We start from the raw sequence: 24,754 nt of genomic DNA on the forward strand, positions 1-24,754 counted from the left end.
TAGGCCTGCACTTTACGCAAAATTGATCTAGCCCCAGTAAACTTCAAATACCCACACTGATCGGCTGCTTTTTGCATTTTCAGAGGCTACAATTTCGGCCTTTCGTCGCCCCGCTATGGGACGGCCCTGACTTGATATCAGACTGAGATTGCTTATGTTTACTCCGGAATTACTCTCTCCGGCCGGTTCGCTGAAGAATATGCGCTACGCCTTTGCCTATGGTGCAGATGCGGTTTACGCCGGTCAGCCGCGCTACAGCCTGCGGGTGCGCAATAACGAATTTAACCACCAGAATCTGGCTATCGGCATTAACGAAGCCCACGCGCTGGGTAAAAAATTCTACGTGGTGGTTAACATCGCGCCTCACAACGCCAAGCTGAAAACCTTCCTGCGCGACTTACAGCCGGTGATCGACATGGGCCCGGACGCGCTGATCATGTCCGACCCCGGCCTGATTATGATGGTGCGTGAAGCCTTCCCGCAGATGGACATTCACTTGTCGGTGCAGGCCAATGCGGTGAACTGGGCGACGGTAAAATTCTGGAAACAGATGGGCCTGACGCGGGTTATTTTGTCCCGCGAGCTGTCACTGGAAGAGATTGCCGAGATCCGTGCACAGGTGCCGGATATGGAAATAGAAATCTTCGTCCACGGCGCGCTCTGTATGGCTTATTCCGGCCGCTGCCTGTTGTCTGGCTACATTAATAAGCGCGACCCTAATCAGGGAACTTGCACCAACGCCTGCCGCTGGGAATACAAAGTGCAGGAAGGCAAAGAGGATGATCTCGGAAATATTGTGCATCAGTACGAGCCGATTCCGGTAAAACAAGTGGCTGCGGCTGAAAAGGTCGAGCCTACACTCGGCGTCGGCCAGCCGACGGATAAAGTGTATATGCTGGAAGAGGCGATGCGTCCGGGCGAATATATGAGTGCCTTTGAGGATGAGCATGGCACTTATATCATGAACTCCAAAGACCTGCGCGCCATTCAGCACGTCGAAACCCTGACCCAAATGGGCGTGCATTCGCTTAAAATCGAAGGCCGTACCAAATCCTTCTACTACTGCGCCCGCACCGCGCAGGTCTATCGCCGCGCAATTGATGATGCCGCCGCGGGCAAGCCTTTCGACCCAAGCCTGCTGACCACGCTGGAAGGCCTGGCGCACCGTGGCTATACCGAGGGCTTCCTGCGCCGCCACACCCATGACGCGCAGCAGAACTATGAATATGGTCACTCGGTGAGCGATCGCCAGCAGTTTGTCGGCGAGTTTACCGGCAATCGCGTTGACGGCTGGGCGGAAATTGACGTGAAAAACAAGTTCAGCGTCGGTGACAGCGTCGAGATGATGACGCCAAAGGGAAATGTGCAATTCACCCTCGAAGCCTTACGCAACAAAAAAGGCCAGCCGGTGGATGTCGCACCGGGAAATGGTCATATTGTTTACGTCTCACTGCCGGAAGACATCAATTTAGAATTCGCTATTTTGTTGCGCAATCTGGTAGAGACTGACACGCGTAACCCACACGCTAAACCCTGACCTTAATAATTAGCGCTAATTACGCCACTAACCGTGGCGTTTTTTATTGGAATGAAATAAAACAAAAACAATAAAAAATCTAAAAATAAGAATCCGGTCACATTCAGCAACAGAGGCTTTAGATACTATCCTCTTCGCAATTTAGACGAATGAAAAATAAGTTATCCAACGATACTAAGAACCACCTCCTTGGCCGGCTCAATCTCCCTTGAGCTGGCTTTTCTTTTTTACAGAAGTTTATTATTGGCGGCACTCGTTCTATTAACAGAATAGGTTAATAGAATTAATAACTCCGATAATTAAATAGCAATTCATTCATGCGTTCAATTAACGCTCACCAATATTAATCTTCCTACTTAATTAATTCGCAGGGAATATCCCTAAGATTTGCCTTTTGAATACCTGATTATTCCGATAGCCGTGGTGGTTGTTTGTCATCTATCCTTAGAGGCAGAGTCTGAACCTTGTTACGGACAGGAGACATTAATGAAGGAAAGCATAAAAGAAACGCCCGAGGCGCTTCTGATAATAAATGGAAAAGGGGCAGGCAATGAGATGTTACGCGAAGCCATTTACGCCCTGCGCAGCGAAGGCGTTGCCCTTGCAGTCCGTGTCACCTGGGAACACGGCGACGCCGCGCGCTATGTGCATGAAGCCATTGATTTAGGTTGTGAAACGGTGATTGCCGGTGGCGGCGACGGCACCATCAATGAAGTTGCCACCGCGCTCGCCAAATTGCCAGAGGGTCAGCGTCCGGCGCTAGGCTTGCTGCCGCTGGGCACCGCCAATGATTTCGCTACCAGCTGCGGTATCCCGCCAGAGTTCGATCAGGCGCTGCGCCTGGCGATTAAAGGCCGTGCGGTGGATATCGATCTGGCGCGTGTTAACGGCGATCGCTACTTCATCAATATGGCTACCGGCGGTTTTGGCACGCGGATCACCACCGAGACGCCTGAAAAGCTGAAATCAGCACTGGGCGGCGTGTCTTACTTTATTCATGGCCTGCTGCGCATGGACACCCTTAAAGCCGACAGCTGCGAAATTACCGGGCCGGATTTTTCATGGGCTGGCGATGCGCTGGTGATTGGCATTGGTAATGGGCGTCAGGCCGGCGGCGGGCAGCAGATTTGCCCCGACGCTCTGATCAATGACGGCCTGCTGCAACTACGTTTGCTCACCTCAGAAGAGCTGCTGCCGTCGTTTATTCGTAGCCTGGTCAGCAATGAAGAGAATAAAAACGTTATTTCTATCTCTCTGCCTTGGCTGGAAATCAAAGCCCCCCATGACATGACCTTTAATCTGGACGGCGAGCCGCTCACCGGCACCGAATTCCACATTGAGATTCTGCCTAACGCCATTCAGTGCCGCCTGCCGCCGCACTGTGCGCTGCTGGGCTAACACCGCCCTTCCAGACTTTCGCTAGCTAATCCTCTGCCTTCTCCTTTCATGGGAGAAGGCCATCTCTATCTTCCCTCCTCCTAAGATCTTTGTGATCCCCACCAGCAAAATCCAATATGGATACTTGTATGGTAGTCAGCATAAAGCGTATTTTTCACTCAATGTACTTATGTCTTCCTGCTTGGAAAAAGGTCTGATTGATGAAAATTGTTAACGCTGAAGTATTTGTCACTTGCCCGGGCCGTAACTTCGTCACCCTGAAAATCACCACCGACGGCGGCCTGACGGGGATTGGCGACGCCACGCTCAACGGGCGCGAGCTGTCGGTGGCCTCTTATTTGCAAGATCACGTCTGCCCGCAGCTGATTGGCCGCGACGCACATCAGATTGAGGATATCTGGCAGTTCTTCTACAAAGGCGCCTATTGGCGTCGTGGCCCGGTGACCATGTCAGCCATTTCGGCGGTGGACATGGCGCTGTGGGACATCAAAGCCAAAGCTGCCAATATGCCGCTGTATCAACTGCTGGGCGGGGCTTCGCGCACTGGCGTGATGGTTTACTGCCACACCACCGGCCACTCCATTGATGAAGTGCTGGATGACTACGCCAAACATAAAGAGCTTGGTTTCAAGGCGATCCGTGCGCAGTGCGGCGTGCCGGGGATGAAAACCACTTACGGCATGGCGAAAGGCAAAGGTCTGGCATACGAGCCAGCTACCAAAGGCGTTTGGCCGGAAGAGCAGCTGTGGAATACCGAAAAGTATCTCGACTTCACGCCAAAACTTTTCGAGGCGGTGCGCAACAAATTCGGTTTCAACGAGCACCTGCTGCACGACATGCATCATCGCCTGACCCCTATCGAAGCCGCGCGCTTTGGTAAAAGCATCGAAGAGTATCGCCTGTTCTGGATGGAGGATCCGACGCCTGCTGAGAACCAAGAGTGCTTCCGCCTGATCCGCCAGCACACCGTCACGCCAATTGCGGTAGGCGAAGTGTTCAACAGCATCTGGGATTGCAAACAGCTGATTGAAGAGCAGCTGATCGACTATATCCGCACCACGCTGACCCACGCGGGCGGCATCACCGGCATGCGCCGCATTGCCGATTTTGCCTCGCTGTATCAGGTGCGCACCGGCTCGCACGGACCTTCTGACCTATCGCCAATTTGCATGGCCGCCGCCCTGCACTTCGACCTGTGGGTGCCTAACTTTGGCGTGCAGGAGTACATGGGTTATTCCGAGCAAATGCTGGAAGTCTTCCCACATAGCTGGACCTTCGACGACGGCTATATGCATCCGGGCGAAAAACCGGGGCTGGGCATTGAGTTTGACGAGAAGCTGGCCGCGAAATATCCGTATGAACCGGCACACCTGCCGGTGGCCCGTCTGGATGACGGCACTTTGTGGAACTGGTAAGGAAATCATCATGAAAAGCGTTGTTATTCAACAGCCTGGCCAACTGGTCATTACAGAGAAACCCTTGCCGCAGCCCGCGGCGGGCGAGGTACGGGTGAAAGTCGCCTATGCCGGAATTTGTGGCTCCGACGTGCACATTTATCATGGGCACAACCCTTTTGCTAAATACCCGCGCGTCATCGGCCATGAGTTTTTCGGCCATATTGACGCCGTGGGCGAAGGCGTGGAAAGCAGCCGTGTCGGCCAGCGCGTGGTGGTTGACCCAGTGGTGAGCTGCGGCCATTGCTACCCCTGCTCTATCGGCAGGCCGAACGTTTGCAGCACGTTGCAGGTTATCGGCGTTCACCGCGACGGCGGTTTTAGCGATGCGGCCTGCGTTCCGGCCAGTAATGCCTATGTGGTGCCGGACAGCATTCCAGATAAGTTAGCCAGCATGGTGGAACCCTTCACCATCGCCGCCAACATCACCGCCTTCCTCAAGCCACAGCCGCAGGACACCGCGCTGATTTACGGCGCAGGGCCGATGGGCCTGACGGTGATCCAAGTGCTGAAAGGGGTTTATGGCGTGAAACAGGTGATCGTCGCCGATCGCATTGATGAACGCCTGACCATGGCGCGGGAAAGCGGCGCGGACTGGACCATCAACAACCATCACCAGTCGGTAGCTGACGCGCTGGCAGCTGAAGGCGTGAAACCGACGCTTATCGTGGATGCCGCCTGCCATCCGGCTATTTTGCAAGAAGCGATCCTGTTGGCCTCGCCGGCGGCGCGCATCGGCATGATGGGCTTCTCCGGCGAAGCCAGCCCGTTAACCCAACAGAGTATTACCAGCAAAGAAATTTCTCTGTTTTCCTCGCGCCTCAACAGCCATCGCTTCCCGCAGGTGATTGAATGGATGGCGGAAGGGAAAATCAGCCCGCAGAAGTTGGTGACGCACTGGATGCCCGCCAGCGACGTTGAAACGGCCATGACCCTGTTCGAGAAGGACCAGCGCGCCTGTTGCAAGGTTTTGCTGCGGTTCCCGATGGAAAGCGCGCATGGTTAAAGCAGAAACCTGAAGTCCAGGAAGGGTGAGTTTTCATCCTTCTTTTTTAAGTCGTCAACACCCTACAGAACGCAACACTAATTAAAAAAACACAATACTCAGTGGAGCACCTATGTTTAAAAACCTACGCTGGATCATCGTCTTCCTGCTGTTCTTGGTCTACATGATCAACTACCTCGACCGCGTCGCGCTGTCGATAACCGTGCCGATGATTGAAAAAGAGCTGACCATCAACCCTGAGCAATTCGGGATGATCTTCGGCAGTTTCTTCTTCGGCTATGCCATCTTTAACTTCATCGGCGGGCTGGCGGTTGATAAGTTCGGCCCGACGCTGGTGCTGGGTATCGCCGTCGGCCTATGGTCAATCTTCTGCGGCATGACGGCTATCGCCACCGGCTTCTACTCCATGCTCATCCTGCGCGTGCTGTTCGGGATGGCGGAAGGGCCAATCTGCGCGTCGGCCAATAAGATGATTAACGGCTGGTTCCCGAAGAAACAGGCGGCCACCGCCATGGGGCTGCTTAGTGCCGGTTCGCCCCTTGGCGGCGCGGTGGCGGGTCCGATCGTCGGCTATCTGGCGATCTCCTTCGGCTGGCGTCCGGCGTTTATGGTGATTGCCGCGATTGGTATCGTCTGGATGCTGGTCTGGTTCTTTGTCGTGGCGGACAACCCGCTGAAAAGTAAGCGCGTTTCACCAGATGAGCTGCGTGTCATCGACCAGATGAAAAATGAAAATCTGACCCAAGAAGAGGACTTAGCGCAGGCCGCACACGGCTTGGGCTACTACCTGCGTCAACCAATCATCTTGGTCACCGCTTTCGCCTTCTTCAGCTACAACTATATTCTATTCTTCTTCCTCAGCTGGTTCCCGGCTTATCTGGTGCAGGCCCACGGCTTGAATATCAAGGAGATGAGCCTGACGACGGTTATTCCATGGATTGTCGGCTTCGTCGGCTTGGCGCTAGGCGGCATCATTTCCGATAAGATTTTCAACATTACCGGACGCCTGTTGCTGTCGCGCAAAATCATTCTGGTGGTCAGCCTGTTAGCCGCGGCGGTTTGCGTGGCGCTGGCAGGGGTAGTGACCAGCGTGGTGCCGGCAGTGGTGCTGATGTCGATTTCTATCTTCTTCCTCTACACCACCGGCGCTATCTACTGGGCGATCATTCAGGACGTGGTGCATAAGTCACACGTGGGCGGCACCAGCGGATTCATCCATCTGATTGGCAGCGTCTCGGGCATCATCGGCCCGGTAGTCACCGGTTATATCGTGCAGAACACCGGACGCTTCGACAGCGCCTTTATGCTGGCTGGCGGCGTTGCCGCGCTGGGCGCGATTCTGGTGTTCTTCGTCATTAAACCGCCTAAACACCTGCCACTCAGCGGCGTAACTCAGGAGTAATTCTCTCCTCCCCGCAGACCTTTTGCGGGGAGTAATTCCCTTGGTGAACCCGCTTTTTATCAACCGGAGCCCTGCCTATGTCTCAGGTTTCAACAGCACATTCAGACGCTAACGCCCCTACTACGCAAGAAGAACGCGCACTGTTAAGACGCGTCGCCGGAGCATCGGCGATTGGCACGGCGGCAGAATATTATGACTTCTTCGCCTACGGCACCGCCGCCGTTCTGTTCTTCGGACAGCTATTTTTCCCCAGCTCAGATCCGCTGGTCAGCACCCTCGCCGCCTTTGCGACCTACGCTGTCGGCTTTCTCGCTCGTCCGTTAGGGGGAATTGTCTTTGGGCACATTGGCGATAAAGTTGGGCGCAAAAAGGCTTTAGTGATCACCATTCTTATCGTCGGTCTGGGGACATTTTGTATTGGGATTCTACCGACCTACGAGAAGATTGGCTTCTGGGCGCCAGCACTGCTTATCTTCATTCGCGTGCTGCAAGGATTTGGCGTGGGGGGTGAACAGGCCGGGGCAGTGCTGATGACGGCGGAATATTCCCGCCCCGAGCGGCGCGGCTTCTTCGCCAGTTGGGTGCAGATTGGTGCGCCATTAGGCTTTTTGCTGCCGTCGGCGCTGTTTGCCCTGCTCACCTCTACCCTTAGCCCAAGCCAAATGTTGGATTGGGGCTGGCGCATTCCCTTCCTGCTGAGTCTGCTTCTGGTGATAGTCGGGCTGTTTATTCGCCTACGCATTGATGAATCGCCGGTGTTCGCTGAAATCCGCAAAACCAAGGCGGTGGAGTCGCGTCCGGTAGTCGAAGTGATCAAACTCTATCCGGGCATCATTGCCAAAGGGGTCTGCGCCAAGCTGATTGAAGCCTGCGCCTTTGCCATGTTCACGGTGATTATTTTAGCCTTCGGCAAAGCTAACCATCTGAGTGAAAGCATCTTGCTGCAAACCATGATTGTGGCGGTGATCCTCGAGATATTCGCCATTCCAATAATGGGGCACCTGTCCGACAAAATCGGCCGAAAACCAGTCTATATGGCGGGCGCGCTGCTGCTGGTGGTTGGCATTATTCCCTTCTTCCTGGTGCTCAAACATGACAGCTTCTGGATGACGCAAATCGCCATGATTTTGGCGCTGACCTTCGGCCACAGCATGTGTTACGCACCGCAAGCCTCATATTTCCCAGAGCTTTTCCCAACTCGCATCCGCTGCAGCGGCATCGCGCTTATCTGGCAAATAGGCTCGCTGATCGGCAGCGGCGTGCTGGGCTTGATCGCCGTGAAAATTTTGCAGGTCACCGGCGGTGATTACCACGGGCTGGCGATTTACATGATGGTGCTCGGCGTAGTGTCTATCATCGGGCTGGCCCTGCTCCCGGAAACCGCCCCGCGCAAGTTAAAAGGCGAATATCACAACTGGGGAGGTTAGACACGTTCAGCGCCTTCGTAGTTAGAAGGCGCTGTCTATACTCTTAGTGACGGTTTCACTGTCATCCGTGTCTTAACTCGCGTTGGAAATAATCGGTTTGGCTTATTAAAGCGATAGTCGCCCCAGTTGGAACCATTGTTGTTGTTATAACTACTTAGCTGAGGGCAAAACAACGAGGTGATAATCCTCGGTGGCGCCCCATAAGCTTGGCTGGTTTCCAGCATTGACTGTTCCAAGGGGAAATAATGACTTTACTACGCACAATCAAGCACGCTGCCCTACTCTCTTCCGCGTTGGCATTCGCCGGTGTGGCCCATGCCGCAACGATTCAAACTGTTCAAATGAATGAAGTCTTTGCCGATGGCACTTCTAAACCCGCCGGAACCATCACGGTTGAAGCAACCCAGTACGGCGTACTGTTTACGCCTAACCTGAAGGGCCTGCCGCCGGGCATCCACGGCTTCCACGTCCACACCAATCCGGACTGCGGCCCGGCTAAGCAAGACGGCAAAATGGTGGCCGGTCTGGCCGCCGGTGGGCATTTCGACCCGGCCCATACTGGCAAGCATGAAGGCCCGTGGGGCAACGGCCACTTGGGCGACCTACCCGCGCTGTATGTCGGCATGGACGGCACCGCGACTTACCCGGTCATGGCTCCTCGCCTGAAAATCTCTGACGTTAATGGCCACTCGCTGATGATCCACGCGGGTGGCGACAACCATTCTGACCATCCGGCCATGCTCGGCGGTGGCGGGGCGCGCATGGTGTGTGGTGTGACTAAATGGTAAGTATCACGCGTCCACGTTTAGCATTAGCCACGTTAGCCCTGCTGTCAGTCGGCGCATGGGCGGGTAACAGCGACGCCGTGGCGGGCAGCTGGAAAATGGCCTCTTGGGAGAAGTTACAGACCCAGCTCTATGCGCGCGGGGTGCAGATTTATCGCTGCGCCGCCAACGACGACAACCAGACCGGCAAGTGGGTGTTTCAGGCACCAGAGGCCGATCTGTTTAGCGATAAAGCCATGACGGATTTAGTCGCCAAACACTTCGACGGCCCACAGTGGCAGGCGCTGGACGGCAGTCAGGTGAGCGGCAAAGTCCGCGCCACCAAGGCCGCACCCGATACCAATGACATTCCGTGGTTGATTCTGTCCGGCTCGTCGCACCAGCTGCCGGGCATCTTCGCGCACGTCTCGACTATTCAGCGCGTTGACACCCACGGCGGTACCTCCGGCAAAGCGATTTGCGCCAAGGCGCAGTACGGCGCGACCCTCAAAGTGCCTTATACCGCGACCTATCGCTTCTTCACATCCTAAACAAATGTTAAACAGAAACGGGCTGAGTGACTCAGTCCGTTTCATTACGAAGGTTTAAGCTTGTTCCCCTTCTTTTCGCCGCTTACACTCACTCAAAAATCGATCATTTCCGGATTATTCCGAGTCGGTCGCCACAATAAGAAAAATCGTTATCCTCATGCAAACAACCATAAGATTAATGCTCGCCGACGATCACGTTCTGATGCGCGAAGGGCTAAAACAGATTTTTAATCTGGATAAACAACTGACCGTGGTCGCGGAAGCAGGCAACGGCGAAGAGGTTTTAGCCGCGCTGGCGCAGACTGAATGCGACATTTTGCTGCTCGATCTCTCCATGCCCGGCATCAGCGGGACAGAGATGGTGCGCAAAATTGCCAAAGATTGGCCGAGCCTGCCGGTGCTGGTCCTGAGCATGTATAACGAGCCGCAGGTGGCAATGACCGTGCTTAACAGCGGCGCGCAGGGCTTTATCACCAAGGATCAGGACCCGCAAACCCTGCTCAACGCCATTCATCGCGTCAGCCAGCATCAGCGCTATATCGATCCCAGTCTGGCGGAGGCGATCATTTTCTCCAACGGCGACACCAGCGAGCAATATCGCTACGCCACCCTTTCCCAGCGTGAGAAGCAGATCCTCTCCATGCTGACGCGCGGCGACAGCATTAACGCCATCGCCGACGCGTTGAAAATCAGCAATAAAACGGTGAGTACGCACAAGGCGCGGATGGTGGAAAAGATGCAGTTCAGCAGTAATGCCGAAATGATCCGTTTCGGCATTAAACATAACCTTTCTTAATATGATGCTGGTAATTCACCCGTGATGCGCACGTGAGTTCCCTGCTGCGGCTGGCTACAAAACTGTAATTCCCAACCCAGCATGGTGCAACGCTCGCGCATGCCCAGCAGGCCAAAAGCGGTAGAAGGCACGCTGTTGACGTCAAAGCCCTGGCCATTGTCGCGCACGTCAATAGCCAGCGAACTCCCGGTCTGAACCACTTTGATATGCACACGGCTGGCCTGCGCGTGGCGATATACATTGGTCAGCGACTCCTGCACCACGCGGAAAATCGCCGTGGTGTGCTCGTCGGAAAGCGCAATGTCATCCTCGCTCACCTCCAGCGTACAGCAGCAGTCGCGGTGATATTTATTCGACTCATCGCGCAGCCATCTTAGCGCCGGGATAAGGCCCATGTTGAGTACCGCCGGACGCAGAATAGTCGACAGGTCGCGCACAACGCGAATGGTACCGTCGACAATATCCTTCAGCGCCTGCATCTGCTCGCTGCACTCACGCCCTTCGGCATGCATCAGCGAGATTACCACCCGCAGCGTACTCAGTCGCTGGCCCAGCTCGTCATGAATTTCGCGGGCGATGTGCTTGCGCTCGTTCTCCACGCTGACCTGAATTTGCTGGGTCATCTGGCGCAGCTGCTCGTGGGTGCGTTTCAGCAGTTGGTCATCTTTGAACTGGCGAGTAATGTCCTGGCCGGTGATCAGCACTGATTTCAGCACGTGGCGATCGCTAAATTCCGGGATGAAGCGCAGCTGAAGAATCGACTCCTCTTCGCCATCGAGCTTGCGTAACACGTTCTCGAACAGCTTGCCGGTCTGCACTACGGAGCGCACCGACAGGGCGATTTGTTGGAACAACAGGCTGTTTTCCAACACGTTTTGTAATGTCTGCCCCACCAGCGGGCCGTCGACATAGTCCAGCCAGCGCTGGGCCGCCTCATTGGCGTACAGACAGCGCAGATGAGTATCCACGCGCAGCATAACGTCGGGCACGTTTTTCAACATGCCGCGCAGGCTGTTTTCGCGTTCGTAGTAAAAGCGGTGTAAATCGTTGCGGTGGCGCGTGTCGCAAATCACTACGGTCGCGTGCTGGCGCTGTTGGTAGATAAATCGGCTGGTGCAGACTTCAGCGGGAATAATGCCCTGCGTCTGGGTGGCATAAAAAACGTTAAATTTGTCGCCGTAGCTGGTGGTTTCCACTTGCCACAGCAGGGCCAAAATATTCTGTTCCTGATGCCCATGCAGAAAAGAGAGTATGTCTTTGCCATACAGCGTCTGGGCGGTTTCGCCCATTAGCTTCATCGCATGTCGGTTGGCGTAGGCGATCCGATTGTTGTCATCAATGATGTAAACCGATTCGCGCAAATTCTCGAAAGCCGCGTCGGTCAGATTGGTAGCGGCAGATAACTCTTCATGCTGCGGTTGGTTTTCTAGCATTGCCGGTTGATCCTTTGGCGCATTAACATCACCCTGCGTTCACAGAACAGGGCAACGTTATTGGCGACCAATTTTCATATTTTTCATGTGAAATTAGAAAGCGATATCCGGATCAAGCTCGTTTCGCAGTGACTGACGCAGGCGCGACAGCCGGGAACGGACGGTGCCAATCGGGATTGCCATTTCGAGCGCTACTTCCTGATAGCTAATATCACCGTCGACGATCAGCTGTAACATTTGCTGGGATTCTTCGGGTAGGTGCGCCACAACGCTGAGCACTTTGGTTAAGGTGCGGTGCCCGGCAGTGAGGTCATCTGGCTTGTCGTGGCAAGGCAGTTGGCTCAGCAGTTCATCGCTTAACTCATCGTGCAGGAAACTGGTGGCCCGCGATTTATAATAATTGCGCACCAGATTCAGCGCAATGCCGAAAACCCACGTCTCAGGGCGAGAAGCGCCCGAATACTTATGCTTGTTTTTCAACACTTCCAGCCACGTAGACTGAACTAAGTCCTCCACGTCAGCGTAGTTTGCCACGCGTTTACGGATGAAGTTAATCAGGCGCTTTTCCTGCTGGCTCATCACGCTCTCCCAACGAACTACCGGCACCGGCTGCGGGAAAGGCTGATCCACGTAGTGCATTTCATAATCTAATAATGCTGACATTTGAGAACTCCTTATAAGGGATGGAGTTACTCCTATAGCAAGCGCCGTGCCAGCATAAAAAACCACTTTAACCCATTGATTTATATAAATCACAAAGACGTATTAGGACCATTCTGAGTCTGAAGCGACACAGCTTTTTTAGCCACTTGTGCAACTTTTGACACAAATCCATCCCGGCTTTAAAAATTTCAATTCCTACGGAACCGCGCCGCATTACGCACCACACAACTGCATTGACCTGTAGAGGTGTTTATGCGAATTCATCCCCCCCTTCCGAAAGTACATCACCAGATTCAGCCGACGGCCGATGAGCTGAATGACATTGATGGCGGCGATAGCGACGACAGCGGTAAGAGCGTCACCACTCTGCGCAAGGTGAAATCACCGGCGGTGGAATTTGCCGAAGCCATGGAGAAAGGCGGGACCCAGCTGGCGGAGTCGATCGAAAGCCGTTCGAAGATTGACGAACAGCGCGCGGCGAATAACCGCCCGACGGGACGGCTGCGGGTGGCTATCGACAAAATCGAGCGCCTGACCGAGCTGTATCAGCTGCTGGACAACCAACCCTCTGCGACCCAAAGCAGGCAGCAAGGAGCGATTGACGCCCTGACCTCACGCAGCGGCGGCGCCACGCCGGAAGAGTATGTGTCTGCCGCCGACGGCGACCCGGCGGTGGCGGATACGCTGCTGCGCATGTCATTGGAGAAGGCGCAGAAGAGTCAGGACAGCGCGGCGATTGAAAGTATTCAGCAGGCGCTGGCCAGCCTTGGCAGCAAGTTCGGCGAACAGATTGCCGCTGGCGTAAACACCGCCGCCGCTATTTCTCTATTTACTACCCAGCCTGAGCAGAAACAGGCGATGCGCCAAATCTATTACAACTCGGTGATTGGTCAGCAATCCTCGGGGTCGATTTTCGACGCCCTGCTCGATAAGTTCGGCAAAGAGGGGTTCATGCCCGCCCTGCGCACCTTGCAACGCGCGCTAGCTGACGACATTGCCGCGCTGGCTCCGTCGATGACGCCGGTGGCGCTGCGCAAAGTGCTGAGCGGCCTGAATGACACGCGCTCCATTACCCACACCATGGCAGCGGTCGATACCCTGTTGCAGCGCATGAACAGCAAATATCCGCACATCTCTCTCGACGGCTCGCAGCTGACCCGCCGCCTGCTCAACCTGACCCAGAACGGCTTCTACGCCCGCGACCTGACCAATCTTGGGCAGGAAGTGGCTGGCCCGCAGCCGCAGCATCAGTCGGTGTTTTTCAACCAGCTTTTGCCGCTGTTGCAACAACTGCCGGCCACCCTGTGGCGCGACGATAAGAACCGTGGCAGCGCGCTAACCATGCTGCGCTCGCTGATTGGTGAGTACGTCACTTGGGAACAGAAAATGGCCCGACAAACTAAAACATCCACCGGCGGCTAATGCCCGTTCGTTACCCATTTTGAGCATGGAGATGGCCTGAGGCTGTAGATGAATACCCTATTTAACCTGTTAAATAAAATTGCCATCAGCGCGATGCAGCGCTCAGAAATTGTCGGGGCGGCTATCGCACTGGCGATCGTGTTCATGCTGATTATTCCGCTGCCGCTGCCCCTGATTGACGTGCTGATTGCCGTCAACATTAGCCTGTCTTCGCTGCTTATCGTGCTGGCGATGTACCTGCCAAAACCGCTAGCCTTCTCGACCTTCCCGGCGGTGCTGCTGCTGACCACTATGTTTCGCATGGCGTTGTCGATTTCCACCACTCGCCAAATCTTGCTGCAACAGAACGCCGGGCACATTGTGCAGGCGTTCGGCGACTTCGTGGTGGGCGGCAACCTGGCCGTGGGTCTGGTGGTGTTCTTGATTCTGACCGTGGTCAACTTTCTGGTTATCACCAAGGGGTCTGAGCGCGTGGCGGAAGTGGCGGCGCGTTTCACCCTCGACGCCATGCCGGGCAAGCAGATGTCCATCGACAGCGACCTGCGCGCCGGCATGATCAACGTGCAGCAGGCGAAAAAGCGCCGTGAAGATTTAGCCAAGGAGAGCCAGCTGTTCGGTGCCATGGACGGCGCGATGAAGTTCGTTAAAGGCGACGCCATCTCCGGCTTGGTCATCCTGTTCATCAATATGATCGGCGGCTTCTGTATCGGCGTTTTACAGCTGGATATGGCGGCGGGCGACGCGATGCACACCTACTCGATCCTGACCATCGGTGACGGCCTGATTGCCCAGATCCCCGCCCTGCTGATCTCGCTGACCGCCGGGATGATCATCACCCGCGTGTCGGGTAACGATGAGATTCAGGACAACAACATTGGTCGCGAGATCACCGAGCAGCTCACCAGTCAGCCGAAAGCCTGGATCATCTCCTCGTTCGGCATGCTGTGCTTCGCCCTGCTGCCGGGAATGCCGACGGTTATCTTTATTATTCTGGCCGCCATCACCTGTACCACCGGCTCCTTCCAGCTGTGGAGCGCGCGCAAGAAGGCCTCGCAGGTGGTGCATGAAGGGGGCGACGCCGTCGCACCTGACATGAACGGCAGCGAAGATCTGCGCTCCTTCAATCCGTCTCGCTTCTTCCTGCTCAGCTTCCCGGCAGCGCTCAATGGCGACCCGATGGTGGAGCAAATCACGGAAGAGATCCGCCGCATGCGTAACCGCATTGTCTATCGCTACGGATTTACTCTGCCGCCGTTCAATGTGGAATTCACCACCGCCATGCCTGACGACGAGTTTCGTTTCAGCGTGTATGAAATCCCACAGGTGATCGCCAGCCTTAGCCGCGATCGCTACGCCGTGGATTCGCGCTGGCTGACCGAAGAGCAGCGCAATGAGAACAACGGCCGCATGCCGGGCAACGAGCGCCGCAACGAAGGCCAATTCCTGTGGCTCAGTGACAACGACAGTCTGCTGCAACAGAAAGAGATCCCGGTGTGGAGCGCCTCCCAGCTGCTGCTCACCCGCATGGAGCAGGCGCTGTTCGCCAACAGCCCGCGCTTCCTCGGCTTGCAGGAAACCCGCGCCATTCTGGGCTGGCTGGAGAGCGAGCAGTCTGAGCTGGCGCAGGAGTTCCAGCGCATCTTCCCTCTGCCGCGCCTGACCGCCGTGTTGCAGCGTCTGGTGGCGGAACGCATCCCACTGCGCGCGGTGCGCAGCATTACTGAATCGCTGATTGAGCACGGCCAGCACGAGCGCGACGTCAACCTGCTGGTCGATCAGGTGCGCATCGACATGAAAGAGCACATTTGCCACCAGTATGCCGGTGACGACGGCATGCCGGTCTGGCTGTTGACGCCGGAAACCGAAGAAGTGCTGCGCGACAGCCTGCGTCAGACCCAGAGCGATACCTTCTTCGCACTGGATCAACAGCAGCACTCCCAATTACTAGAACGCCTAAGAGAGATCTTCTCACCCTTTGATTCGTTATCCGGCGTGCTGTTAACGGCGCAAGACTTACGCAGCCCGCTACGCATGTTGATTCAGGATGAATTCAACCATGTACCTGTCCTGTCGTTTGCCGAGCTGCAGTTCAATCTGCCGGTGAACGTGCTGGGCCGTATTGAGCTGAATACTTCACTCGAATCCTTCAACGCATAAGGACGTCATCATGTATGAGCTCAGAGTCTTAAATGGTCTTCATGAAGGTGCCGCACTCCCCCTCAGCGGCAACCTGTGGTGGATAGGCAACGCGGTCGAGAGCGACCTGCAACTTTGTGACAATGGCATCAAGGCGCGCCACTGTCAGCTCATGCGTCAAGACGACCCCTCGGGTCAGCCCGCTCAGTGGCAGATTCAGGCCGAAGACGGCGTGGTGTGCAATCGCGAAGGCGAGCGCCAGACCATGCCGTTCACAATCGTGCCGGGAGAGATTTTCACCCTCAGCGGCGTGTGGATCTGTCTGGAAGCCGCCGAAGCCGCGTGGGCCAGCGGCCCGGCCATCATCCAGCCTGCGGCGCAGTCCGTGGCCCAGCCCGAGCTGGCATTTCAGGCTGCCAGCAACGATGGCCGCATTGCGCCAACTCCGACGAAAAAATCGCTGATCAAACGCCTGCTGCCACCGTGGGCGCAGATCACCGCCGTGTCGCTGATGCTGCTGTTTGCCATCACTGTGACCAGCTGGATTTTACAGCCGGGCATGGCGGAACAAAGCACCGACACCACCGCGCAAATCAGCAAGCCGCGCCTCGACGATCAGGCCGCCATGCGCGCCGTGGTGGATCACATGCTGCGCGAGCGCCAGCTGAACAATCAGGTGAAAATCGACACGTCGCAAAAAGGCATTATCCTGCGCGGCTCGCTGGCTAAAGAACAGTTACCCATTGTCCAAAGAATGGTCGACAACGTGGAGAACAACTATCAGTTGGGCGTGCCGTTGATTAACGACACTGAGGCGCGCGCCACCACCCTGCCATTCCGCATTACGCAAATCACCGACGGCAGCAAGGCCAATATCGTCACTGACGACGGCCAGCGCTTGTTCGTGGGCGACGAGCACGACGGCTTCCGCTTAGTGCGCATCAGCGCGAGCGAAGTGCAGTTTAGCGGGCAGGACAATAGCGACATCACGGTGAACTGGTAATGAACGCCTCCGACGCACTGGACAGCTGGTATCAGCAACGCTCGCAGGCGCTGGGTGCCGTTTCGGCGGTGACCGCCAGCGGCAAAATTACCGGCATCAACGGCATTTTGCTGGAGAGCAGTTTGCCGCAGGCGCGCATTGGCGACCTCTGCCGCGTCAGCCGCAGCGGTGACGAAGAGATGATGGCGGAAGTGGTGGGCTTCAATCCGCATCACACCCTGCTTTCGGCGCTCGGTCCGCTGGACGGCGTGGCGCAAGGGGCCAAGGTGGTGCCGCTGTTCCAGCCGCACAGCATCGCGGTGTCCGAAGCGCTGCTCGGCAGCGTGCTCGACGGATTTGGCCGCGCCATTGATGAAGAGAGCATTTCAGCTTTTGCCTTATCCAGCGAACACCCTAATGCCACGCCGGTGCTGGGCGACGCCCCCTCCCCGACCGACCGCCCGCGCATCGACACCGCGCTGACCACCGGCATTCGCGCCATCGACGGCCTGCTGACCATCGGCGTGGGCCAGCGCGTCGGCGTGTTCGCCGGTGCCGGTTGCGGCAAAACGACCCTGCTGGCCGAGCTGGCGCGCAATACGCCGTGCGACGCCATTGTCTTCGGGCTGATTGGCGAGCGTGGCCGCGAGCTGCGCGAATTCCTCGACCACGAGCTTGACGCCGAGCTGCGTAGCCGCACCGTGCTGGTCTGCTCCACCTCGGACCGCAGCAGCATGGAGCGCGCCCGCGCGGCCTTTACCGCCACCTCGATTGCCGAAGCCTTTCGCGACAGCGGCAAAAGCGTGCTGTTAATCATCGACTCCCTGACCCGTTTCGCCCGCGCCCAGCGTGAAATCGGTCTGGCGCTGGGCGAACCGCCGGGGCGCGGCGGCCTGCCTCCGTCGGTTTACACCCTGCTGCCCGGCCTGCTGGAGCGCGCGGGGAAAACCTCTAAAGGCTCGATTACCGCGCTCTATTCCGTGCTTATCGAGCAGGACTCGATGAATGACCCTGTGGCGGACGAAGTGCGCTCGCTGATTGACGGTCACATCGTGCTGGCCCGCCGTCTGGCCGAGCGCGGCCACTATCCGGCGATTGACGTGTTAGCCAGCCTGAGCCGCACCATGTCCAGCGTGGTGGAAAAATCCCAGATGCAGGACGCCTCGCTGGTGCGCCAGCTGATGTCCTCCTATCAGCAGGTTGAAATGCTGATCCGCCTCGGCGAATACCAGCCCGGCAACGACGCCATGGTGGACGCCGCCGTGGTGGCGCAGGACGCCATCAATGCCTATTTGCGTCAGGCGGGCCGCTCGCCGACCGCCTTCGAAGATGTTCGTTACGCCCTTGCTGAGGTAAGCCGCTATGCGCCGACACATTGATGCTGAAACCCCGCCAGAGCCCGATCTGCAAGCCGAAGAGCTGCACCGCATTCTCAAAGTGCTGCTGCCGATCCGCAAACAACGCCTGAGCCGCAGTGAGCGCCTGCAACGCGCCGAGGCCGCCAAGCTGGTGGCCTGCGACCACGCGCTGAGCGCCGGTGAAGTGAAACTCACCGAGCATCGCGAGCACTACAGCACCGCCAGCGAGCTGGTGGATGCCCAGCACGTCGGCCAAACCGAGGCCTTAAACAAGCTGCGTAAGGCCCTGAATGATGAGCAGTCGCGCCGCCTCGCGGTCCAGCAGCAACAGCATCAACTGGCGCAGTTAGACGCCGACCGCCAACAGCAGCAGCTTCAGAATGAAAGCGCCCAGCGCGACGTCACCCTGCGCCAGCGCGAAGTGGAAAAAGTGGAGTATCTGCTCCAGCAACATCAAGGGAATCACTCATGATGCATCGCCCTCTGCTTCATCCATTGGCCCCCGTGGCCCGCCCGCCGCAGCACCATAACAGCGACGAGCAGGCCGAGGCTCAGGCGAGAAACCGCCCGGACCCGACGCCGAATGACAACAAGCCGAAAGCACCCGCGCAGCCTAAAAATCTGCCGTTTACACCGGCATCGAGCCAGCAGAGCAGCCGCCCTTCTGCGCCGTCACGCGGTGCGGACAAACAGCGGCTGAACCGCGATAAAGACGATTTCGCCAGCCTGCTCTCCGGTGACGACCAACCGCTGGCCCCACTGCTGCCGGTGATGCTGACCGACAACAACGCCGGGCAAAGCTTCCAGCCGATGCTGTCGGAAACCAGCGAAACCGCGCCATCTGCCCCGCCTCCGGCCTGCTGGCAGATTGTCGAACCGGCGCTGACGGAGGGTATCGACAAGCAGCCCGCCTTCCCGGCGACCTTCAGCCTGCTGCTACCGCAGCTGGGGGAGGTCACCGCGCAGGTGAACCAAAACACCAGCGGCGAGCTGGAAGTCGCGCTGGCCTTCTCACGCGGCAGTTTTGAGGCGGTGCGCGGCGCACAGGAGAACTGCGGCCGCTCGCTATCGCAGCGTCTGGGGCAGCGAGTTCGGCTGCGCTTCAACCTGCAAGACGGCCGCCCGCAGGACAGCACGCAGGATAAATGGGCATGAGTTCACTCTTTTTTAGACAGCAAAGCCGCGCTGAGGCCGATGCCCGCCGCTGGATAGGTAAGGGCCAGACACTGGCCTTCTTCCATGACAATCAGCCCGGCGAGCTGAGTCTTCGCCTGAGCGAGAACGCCGCCAGCGACGCCGATTGGCAGCGTTTTAGCTGTGCGGCGGGCACGCTGGCATTTAGCGATTTCGCCCCGCTGTTCTCCCTGCTCAGCGAATGCCCGGCGATGAGCGGCGACAGCGATGACGACGGCGAATGGTACTGGGGGCTGTTCAATCAGAGCCTGTTTAGCGAGGTGGCGTCGCTGTTTGGCAGCCTGCGCCCGCTGAACTCGGCATCCGGCAGCCCGGACGCGCTCTGCTTGCAGATGCAGGTCAGCTTTGCCGGTCAGCAGGCTCGCAGCCAGCTGCGCCTGTCGGCCGAAACCCTTAACCGGCTGGCGGCCACGCCCGGCTGGCAGCCACAAGGCGCGGCGCTGATTGAGGCCCTGCCGCTCAATTTGCCTCTGGTGGTGGCGACCTTCTCGCTGCCGCTGGAGGAGATAACCCAATTACAGGCAGGTGATGTTCTGCGTGCGCCCTCTTCGCACTTCAGCGTTGAAGGTGACGGCGTGATTAACATCGGACAATTGGCACTGCACGGAGCGTTACAACCTTCGCCCGACTCCCCGCACAGCGCCTACTTTTCACTTTACGATATCAAGGAGTTAACCATGAGCTATCCAAATGACCCACTGCTGCCTGAAGATGAAGATAATCCCTATCCACACGTGGATGAGACGGAGTCAGGGTATTACGCGCAAAGCGAAATGCACGGCGACATCGGCGGTGAGAGTCAGCTCAACGTGGCGCTTAACGCCCTGCCGCTGGAGTTAAGCATTCGCTGCGGGCAGCTCAAACTGACGCTGGGCGAATTGCAGCAGTTGGACGTCGGCTCGACGGTGGTGGTGGATAACGTCACGCCGGGCGCGGCCATGCTGTGTCACGGCAGTTTCCCGATTGCCAAAGGGGAGTTGGTTAACGTCGATGGTCGCCTTGGATTGCAATTGACCAGTATCATCAATAACCAGCCTGTTGGCGCCGAGAAAGGTGTGTAATGACCACCGACCTGAATGCCTTTAACCCGCTGGCGCTGGCGCTGCTGCTTGGCGCGCTATCTTTAATGCCGCTGGCGTTAATGATCACCACCAGCTTTTTAAAGATTTCCATTGTGCTGATGCTGACGCGAAACGCCCTCGGCGTGCAGCAGATCCCGCCAAACATGGCGCTCTACAGCATCGCGCTGGCCGCCACCTTGTTCGTGATGGCCCCGGTGTTTAACGGCATGCACCAGCGGTTTACCGACCGGCCGATAGACACCACGTCGTCTGAAAAGCTGGAAAGTACTTTAGCCAATGGCATTCAGCCCCTGACCGTCTTTATGCAGCACAACACGGACGCCGATATCGAGACGCACTTGCAGGAGAATACCCAGCGCATGTGGCCGAAGGATATGGCGGATTCGGCGGTGAAAGATCGCAATAACCTGATGCTGCTGATCCCGGCTTTTGTGCTGTCCGAGCTGCAAAGCGGTTTTAAAATCGGCTTCCTGATCTTCATCCCCTTCGTGGTTGTCGACCTGATTGTCTCCAACGTGCTGCTGGCGCTGGGGATGCAAATGGTGTCGCCAATGACCATCTCGTTACCGCTAAAAATTCTGTTATTTGTGATGGCCAACGGCTGGACGCGCCTGCTCGACGGGCTGTTCTACAGCTATTTGTGACGCTTTTGAGGGTGAGGAAGTATGGATATTATCTACATGTTTAAGCAGGCGATGGTGCTGGTGGTGATGCTCTCCGCGCCGCCGCTGGCCGTGGCGGTGATCATCGGGATCATCATCTCGCTGTTGCAGGCGGTGATGCAGTTGCAGGACCAGACGCTGCCTTTCGCCATCAAGCTGGTGGCGGTGGGGGCCACCCTTGCCCTGACCGGGCGCTGGATTGGCGTTCAGCTGCTGGATCTCACCCAGTCCGCCTTCGCCATGATGGCCACAGTGAACGCGCCATAAGATGTTAAGTACGCTGATGCACGGCCTGTTCAGCCATATTTTGGCGCTGGGCTTTGGCATAGCCCGGATTTTCCCCTGCCTGCTGATTGTACCGGCCTTCTCCTTTTTCACCCTAAAAGGCATGGTGCGCAGCGCGATCATTGTTTCGCTGTCGCTGTTTCTGGTTCCGGCGCTGCAACCCGCGGTATCGGCGCTGTCGGAAGATCCTTACGTGCTGCTGGGTATCGCCATGAAAGAGGTGGTGATCGGCATGTTCCTCGGCATCCTGCTCTCCCTGCCCTTCTGGATCTTCGAATCCGTCGGCGCACTGTTTGATAACCAGCGCGGGGCGATGTCCGGCGGCCAGCTCAACCCGTCGCTCGGCCCCGACGTCACCATTATCGGCCATATGCTGCAACAGTGGTTCATCATGCTGATGATGCTCAGTTTCGGCCTGTCGCTGATGACTCAGGTGATCTGGGATAGCTACCGGCTCTGGCCGCTGGAGTCCTGGCTGCCGAGCTTCACCGCACAGGGCTTCAGCTACTTCCTCGACCTGCTGGCCGATATGTTCACCCACATCGTGCTGTTCGCCGCGCCGCTGGTTTTGGTGCTGATGCTGCTCGACTTCTGCGTCGGCGTGCTGAGCATTTACAGCCCGCAGCTGCAGGCCACGGTGCTGACCGTGCCGCTGAAAAGCATCGTCGGCATTCTGTTTTTCCTGATGTATTTGCCGACGCTGGAATACCTCGCCAACCACCAGCTCTCGACATTCCATGACCTGATTGCCCATCTGGCGCTGGTCTTCCCGAAAGGAGGTCCTCTTTAGTGGCCGAAAAAACGGAGAAAGCTTCCCCCCAGAAACTTCAGGAAGCGCGACGCAAGGGGCAAGTCAGTCAGAGTCAGGACATCCCCAAGCTGCTGATTATGCTTGGCGTGACCGAAACCGTGTTCGCTATGGTGGATGAGAGTCTGGAGAAGCTAGAGGCGCTGATCGTGCTGCCGCTGCAACGCCTCGACCAGCCGTTCGACGCGGCGCTCAATGATATTGTCGGCAGCGCCCTGCTGCTGGTGGCGGTGTTTTTCATGATGACGCTGGGGGTGGCGGTGCTGCTGCGCATCGTCGGCGGCTGGGCGCAGTTCGGCCCGCTGTTCGCCACCGAGGCGTTGCAGCTCAAACTGGACGCGCTGAACCCAATGGGCAAGTTCAAGCAGATGTTTTCTGGCCGCCAGTTTGTGCAGCTGCTGGTGAGTATTCTAAAAGCCGTGGTGATGGCCTTTGTATTCTACAAGTTGATCACCCCAAAACTGGGGGAGATTGCCGAGCTGTCGACCACTTCGCTGGAGGGCTTTATCCACGCCGCCGTCGAGATCCTTGAGAAGCTCACTCGCACCATTTTTGGCGTACTGCTGGCCTTTGGCGTGGCGGACTACGGGCTGCAAAAATACTTCTTCCTCAAGCAGAACCGCATGAGTATGGAAGACCTGAAAAACGAGTATAAACAGAACGAAGGCGACCCGCACACCAAGGGCCACCGCAAACAGCTGGCGCAGGAGTTAGCCAACGAAGCGCCGAAAAAACGCGTCGCGCCGGCCGATGTGGAAAACGCCGACGTGCTGCTGATCAACCCTACCCACTTCGCCGTCGGCCTCTACTATCGCCCGGACGAAACGCCGCTGCCGAAGCTGGTGTTTAAGACCGAAGATGAGGAAGTGCGCGAAGTGATCAAAATGGCGCACGACGCCAAAATCCCGGTCATTCGCTATATCTGGCTGACTCGCACCCTCTACCGCACCACCCGCGAAGGGGCTTACATCCCGCGCGAAACCCTCAAAGCCGTGGCTCAAATCTACCGCCTGCTGCGCGAGTTGGAAGAGCAGGTTAGCGACCAAATTATTGAATACGAAGAGTGAAATCACGAACGAAAATGCCCAATAAAAAAGGCGACCTATGAGAGTCGCCAAAGAGGGTAATGCTGGTAAAACTTCTTATTATCAACTATTAACGACATCCTTGTCGTTCGGCACAACGAGAGGTACTAAGGTTTTAAACCAGTTGATTCATGGCCGCTTTGTTGATGTTACCGGCGGTCATTGCAGCGTCCATCCCGACCGAAGAACCACCAACGCCGCGCAGTTGCAGGTTCGGGTTGCCCATGTCGCCTTCCATCACGCTTTTCATCATGCCTTTGGCCTGCTGGAATTTTTTCACTGAGTCATCGCTCAGCATACCGCCGTTGCTCAGGGCATCTTCCCAGCTGCTGTTATGCTTGTTACCGCCCACCAGCCCAGGCAGTTTACCGGCGTCCGGCTTGCCAAAGATGTCTGGGTATTGGTCCATGAATTTACCCATTTCTTTGGCGGTTTCTTTCGAGCCACCTTCGATTTTATTCATGCCCGGGAAAGGGCCACTTTTGGCGGTCATATCGTCAATTTGTTGCAGACCGGCTTTGTTAGACATCGCGCTGCCCATCTGGTTACCCAGCTGCTGGAAGTTGCCCGGGCCTTGCATAGAAGCCGGGCTAAACTGGGACTGCTGTGGCGGCATCGCCAGGCCCGGGCCGCCGAAGCCGCCAGGCCCGCCGGTAGCGCCCATGCCGCCACCCTGTGATGGGTTGCTTAGGCCATTTTGCATCCCCTGACTGAACGCGCCAGCGTTAGCCTGACCCGCTTGGCCTGACTGGCCGTTAAACGGCGAATTCTGCGGCGTGATGCCCAAATCTTGCATGACTTCTGCCAGCAATTGTTGCAGCGAGCTGCCGCCGCCTTGTTGACCGCCAACCGGTGAGCCGCCGCCAAAACCGCCGCCCTGACCTCCACCGAAACCGCCCTGATTACCAAAGCCGCCCTGGTTGCCCTGTGCGCCCTGCGCACCATGCTGGCCGCCGAACAGCGCGTTAGTAATGGCAGCAGCCAGTTGAGACATAAAGTCACCGCCGCCCGAGTTCAGCGGGCTGAAGCTTTGCGTTGGCGCGGAGTTTCCAGATAACGGAACGGTAAAGGTCAGGGCACCGCCAATAGCATTATTCATTTTGTCGCCTCTCACTATCGTGGATATGTAGGAAAATGGGCATCTGCTAAAGATGTCCGGACTCGCTAACAATGTGCAGAAGTCTGATGATTAAGTGACAAAATCGGCTCTTGGGTTCCCCAATTCGGCAGGGAAATGCGCTTTATTTATGCGATAAATGGCAAAAGAAAAGTGAGAAATGATAAGAGATAAAAACTAGAAAAATCAGAA

23 protein-coding genes are annotated in these 24,754 nt (G+C 56.9%); 20 read left to right on the forward strand and 3 right to left on the reverse strand.

The genetic code is table 11. The annotated features are described in order from the left end of the window. Window positions 1-154: 154 nt before the first annotated feature. The 9 genes from trhP (at window position 155) to SBO83_RS07350 (ending at window position 10,335) form a co-directional block, all read left to right on the forward strand. Window positions 155-1,537, forward strand: coding sequence for a prephenate-dependent tRNA uridine(34) hydroxylase TrhP (gene trhP, locus SBO83_RS07310; protein WP_396131012.1), 1,383 nt, complete (start codon window positions 155-157; stop codon window positions 1,535-1,537). A 486-nt stretch (window positions 1,538-2,023) separates the two neighbouring features. Further along, entirely contained in the window at window positions 2,024-2,935 is a 912-nt protein-coding gene (gene yegS / locus SBO83_RS07315) for a lipid kinase YegS (protein ID WP_396131013.1), read from the forward strand. A 200-nt stretch (window positions 2,936-3,135) separates the two neighbouring features. After that, window positions 3,136-4,350, forward strand: coding sequence for a D-mannonate dehydratase ManD (gene manD, locus SBO83_RS07320; RefSeq protein WP_396131014.1), 1,215 nt, complete (start codon window positions 3,136-3,138; stop codon window positions 4,348-4,350). Window positions 4,351-4,360: 10 nt separating this feature from the next. Then, complete coding sequence (locus SBO83_RS07325; protein ID WP_396131015.1) at window positions 4,361-5,395, forward strand: Zn-dependent oxidoreductase; 1,035 nt, start codon at window positions 4,361-4,363, stop codon at window positions 5,393-5,395. A gap of 112 nt (window positions 5,396-5,507) precedes the next feature. Continuing rightward, window positions 5,508-6,797, forward strand: a complete 1,290-nt coding sequence (locus tag SBO83_RS07330; RefSeq protein ID WP_396131016.1) for an MFS transporter — start codon at window positions 5,508-5,510, stop codon at window positions 6,795-6,797. Between the two features lie 77 nt (window positions 6,798-6,874). Then, complete coding sequence (locus SBO83_RS07335; protein ID WP_396131017.1) at window positions 6,875-8,224, forward strand: MFS transporter; 1,350 nt, start codon at window positions 6,875-6,877, stop codon at window positions 8,222-8,224. Between the two features lie 263 nt (window positions 8,225-8,487). Continuing rightward, entirely contained in the window at window positions 8,488-9,012 is a 525-nt protein-coding gene (gene sodC, locus SBO83_RS07340) for a superoxide dismutase [Cu-Zn] SodC (RefSeq protein WP_396131224.1), read from the forward strand. Then, window positions 9,006-9,539, forward strand: a complete 534-nt coding sequence (locus SBO83_RS07345) for a DUF3455 domain-containing protein (protein WP_396131018.1) — start codon at window positions 9,006-9,008, stop codon at window positions 9,537-9,539. Before sodC ends, SBO83_RS07345 begins: the two co-directional genes overlap by 7 nt. A gap of 157 nt (window positions 9,540-9,696) precedes the next feature. Then, the gene (locus SBO83_RS07350; protein WP_353502933.1) at window positions 9,697-10,335 is read left to right on the forward strand and encodes a response regulator transcription factor; all 639 of its coding nucleotides are present in this window, start codon (window positions 9,697-9,699) and stop codon (window positions 10,333-10,335) included. Here SBO83_RS07350 and SBO83_RS07355 read toward each other — a convergent pair. Both SBO83_RS07355 and SBO83_RS07360 read right to left on the reverse strand, forming a co-directional pair. Beyond that, window positions 10,332-11,768: a PAS domain-containing sensor histidine kinase gene (locus tag SBO83_RS07355; protein ID WP_396131019.1), complete on the reverse strand. Its 1,437-nt coding sequence runs from the start codon at window positions 11,766-11,768 to the stop codon at window positions 10,332-10,334. The two genes, SBO83_RS07350 and SBO83_RS07355, sit on opposite strands and share 4 nt — an antisense overlap. A 93-nt stretch (window positions 11,769-11,861) precedes the next feature. Continuing rightward, window positions 11,862-12,431 carry an RNA polymerase sigma factor gene (locus tag SBO83_RS07360; protein ID WP_034792162.1) on the reverse strand — a complete coding sequence of 190 codons (570 nt, stop codon included), beginning with the start codon at window positions 12,429-12,431 and terminating at the stop codon, window positions 11,862-11,864. 252 nt (window positions 12,432-12,683) lie between these two features. Here SBO83_RS07360 and sctW point away from each other — a divergent pair, with 252 nt between their 5' ends. Genes sctW through sctU form a run of 11 tightly spaced genes read left to right on the forward strand, consistent with a single transcriptional unit; the run spans window position 12,684 to window position 23,427 of the window. Next, the gene (sctW, locus tag SBO83_RS07365) at window positions 12,684-13,853 is read left to right on the forward strand and encodes a type III secretion system gatekeeper subunit SctW (RefSeq protein ID WP_396131020.1); all 1,170 of its coding nucleotides are present in this window, start codon (window positions 12,684-12,686) and stop codon (window positions 13,851-13,853) included. 48 nt (window positions 13,854-13,901) lie between these two features. Beyond that, window positions 13,902-16,010, forward strand: coding sequence for a type III secretion system export apparatus subunit SctV (gene sctV / locus SBO83_RS07370; RefSeq protein ID WP_396131021.1), 2,109 nt, complete (start codon window positions 13,902-13,904; stop codon window positions 16,008-16,010). Between the two features lie 10 nt (window positions 16,011-16,020). Continuing rightward, window positions 16,021-16,992, forward strand: a complete 972-nt coding sequence (locus tag SBO83_RS07375) for an FHA domain-containing protein (protein WP_396131022.1) — start codon at window positions 16,021-16,023, stop codon at window positions 16,990-16,992. Next, window positions 16,986-18,350 (forward strand): FliI/YscN family ATPase, encoded by a 1,365-nt coding sequence (locus SBO83_RS07380; protein ID WP_396131225.1) that lies wholly within the window; start codon window positions 16,986-16,988, stop codon window positions 18,348-18,350. Before SBO83_RS07375 ends, SBO83_RS07380 begins: the two co-directional genes overlap by 7 nt. Next, the gene (locus tag SBO83_RS07385) at window positions 18,334-18,801 is read left to right on the forward strand and encodes a type III secretion protein (protein WP_396131023.1); all 468 of its coding nucleotides are present in this window, start codon (window positions 18,334-18,336) and stop codon (window positions 18,799-18,801) included. The genes SBO83_RS07380 and SBO83_RS07385 overlap by 17 nt, the downstream gene beginning before the upstream one ends. Next, entirely contained in the window at window positions 18,798-19,484 is a 687-nt protein-coding gene (locus SBO83_RS07390; RefSeq protein WP_396131024.1) for a type III secretion system HrpP C-terminal domain-containing protein, read from the forward strand. Before SBO83_RS07385 ends, SBO83_RS07390 begins: the two co-directional genes overlap by 4 nt. Next, window positions 19,481-20,584: a FliM/FliN family flagellar motor switch protein gene (locus tag SBO83_RS07395; protein ID WP_396131025.1), complete on the forward strand. Its 1,104-nt coding sequence runs from the start codon at window positions 19,481-19,483 to the stop codon at window positions 20,582-20,584. The genes SBO83_RS07390 and SBO83_RS07395 overlap by 4 nt, the downstream gene beginning before the upstream one ends. Further along, on the forward strand, window positions 20,584-21,249 hold the full coding sequence (gene sctR, locus SBO83_RS07400) for a type III secretion system export apparatus subunit SctR (RefSeq protein ID WP_034792170.1): 666 nt from the start codon (window positions 20,584-20,586) through the stop codon (window positions 21,247-21,249). Before SBO83_RS07395 ends, sctR begins: the two co-directional genes overlap by 1 nt. A 21-nt stretch (window positions 21,250-21,270) precedes the next feature. Then, window positions 21,271-21,534 (forward strand): type III secretion system export apparatus subunit SctS, encoded by a 264-nt coding sequence (gene sctS / locus SBO83_RS07405; protein ID WP_034792172.1) that lies wholly within the window; start codon window positions 21,271-21,273, stop codon window positions 21,532-21,534. Between the two features lies 1 nt (window position 21,535). Further along, window positions 21,536-22,342 carry a type III secretion system export apparatus subunit SctT gene (sctT, locus tag SBO83_RS07410; protein WP_353502943.1) on the forward strand — a complete coding sequence of 269 codons (807 nt, stop codon included), beginning with the start codon at window positions 21,536-21,538 and terminating at the stop codon, window positions 22,340-22,342. Beyond that, a complete protein-coding gene (gene sctU, locus SBO83_RS07415; protein ID WP_185689496.1) occupies window positions 22,342-23,427 on the forward strand; it encodes a type III secretion system export apparatus subunit SctU in 1,086 nt (361 codons plus the stop codon). The genes sctT and sctU overlap by 1 nt, the downstream gene beginning before the upstream one ends. 133 nt (window positions 23,428-23,560) lie before the next feature. Here the strand turns inward: sctU and SBO83_RS07420 are convergent, their stop codons facing one another. After that, entirely contained in the window at window positions 23,561-24,544 is a 984-nt protein-coding gene (locus tag SBO83_RS07420; RefSeq protein ID WP_396131026.1) for a hypothetical protein, read from the reverse strand. Window positions 24,545-24,754: the final 210 nt, after the last annotated feature.

Origin of the sequence: Ewingella allii, from assembly GCF_044430645.1 — a bacterium.
GTDB lineage: Bacteria > Pseudomonadota > Gammaproteobacteria > Enterobacterales > Enterobacteriaceae > Ewingella > Ewingella allii.

What these genes read in the sequence shown, in the direction of transcription:
- trhP (WP_396131012.1), top strand. Translation starts at nt 155, where the DNA reads ATGTTTACTCCGGAATTACTCTCTCCGGCCGGTTCGCTGAAGAATATG.
- yegS (WP_396131013.1), top strand. Translation starts at nt 2,024, where the DNA reads ATGAAGGAAAGCATAAAAGAAACGCCCGAGGCGCTTCTGATAATAAAT.
- manD (WP_396131014.1), top strand. Translation starts at nt 3,136, where the DNA reads ATGAAAATTGTTAACGCTGAAGTATTTGTCACTTGCCCGGGCCGTAAC.
- SBO83_RS07325 (WP_396131015.1), top strand. Translation starts at nt 4,361, where the DNA reads ATGAAAAGCGTTGTTATTCAACAGCCTGGCCAACTGGTCATTACAGAG.
- SBO83_RS07330 (WP_396131016.1), top strand. Translation starts at nt 5,508, where the DNA reads ATGTTTAAAAACCTACGCTGGATCATCGTCTTCCTGCTGTTCTTGGTC.
- SBO83_RS07335 (WP_396131017.1), top strand. Translation starts at nt 6,875, where the DNA reads ATGTCTCAGGTTTCAACAGCACATTCAGACGCTAACGCCCCTACTACG.
- SBO83_RS07345 (WP_396131018.1), top strand. Translation starts at nt 9,006, where the DNA reads ATGGTAAGTATCACGCGTCCACGTTTAGCATTAGCCACGTTAGCCCTG.
- SBO83_RS07350 (WP_353502933.1), top strand. Translation starts at nt 9,697, where the DNA reads ATGCAAACAACCATAAGATTAATGCTCGCCGACGATCACGTTCTGATG.
- SBO83_RS07355 (WP_396131019.1), bottom strand. Translation starts at nt 11,768, where the DNA reads ATGCTAGAAAACCAACCGCAGCATGAAGAGTTATCTGCCGCTACCAAT.
- SBO83_RS07360 (WP_034792162.1), bottom strand. Translation starts at nt 12,431, where the DNA reads ATGTCAGCATTATTAGATTATGAAATGCACTACGTGGATCAGCCTTTC.
- sctW (WP_396131020.1), top strand. Translation starts at nt 12,684, where the DNA reads ATGCGAATTCATCCCCCCCTTCCGAAAGTACATCACCAGATTCAGCCG.
- sctV (WP_396131021.1), top strand. Translation starts at nt 13,902, where the DNA reads ATGAATACCCTATTTAACCTGTTAAATAAAATTGCCATCAGCGCGATG.
- SBO83_RS07375 (WP_396131022.1), top strand. Translation starts at nt 16,021, where the DNA reads ATGTATGAGCTCAGAGTCTTAAATGGTCTTCATGAAGGTGCCGCACTC.
- SBO83_RS07385 (WP_396131023.1), top strand. Translation starts at nt 18,334, where the DNA reads ATGCGCCGACACATTGATGCTGAAACCCCGCCAGAGCCCGATCTGCAA.
- SBO83_RS07390 (WP_396131024.1), top strand. Translation starts at nt 18,798, where the DNA reads ATGATGCATCGCCCTCTGCTTCATCCATTGGCCCCCGTGGCCCGCCCG.
- SBO83_RS07395 (WP_396131025.1), top strand. Translation starts at nt 19,481, where the DNA reads ATGAGTTCACTCTTTTTTAGACAGCAAAGCCGCGCTGAGGCCGATGCC.
- sctR (WP_034792170.1), top strand. Translation starts at nt 20,584, where the DNA reads ATGACCACCGACCTGAATGCCTTTAACCCGCTGGCGCTGGCGCTGCTG.
- sctS (WP_034792172.1), top strand. Translation starts at nt 21,271, where the DNA reads ATGGATATTATCTACATGTTTAAGCAGGCGATGGTGCTGGTGGTGATG.
- sctT (WP_353502943.1), top strand. Translation starts at nt 21,536, where the DNA reads ATGTTAAGTACGCTGATGCACGGCCTGTTCAGCCATATTTTGGCGCTG.
- SBO83_RS07420 (WP_396131026.1), bottom strand. Translation starts at nt 24,544, where the DNA reads ATGAATAATGCTATTGGCGGTGCCCTGACCTTTACCGTTCCGTTATCT.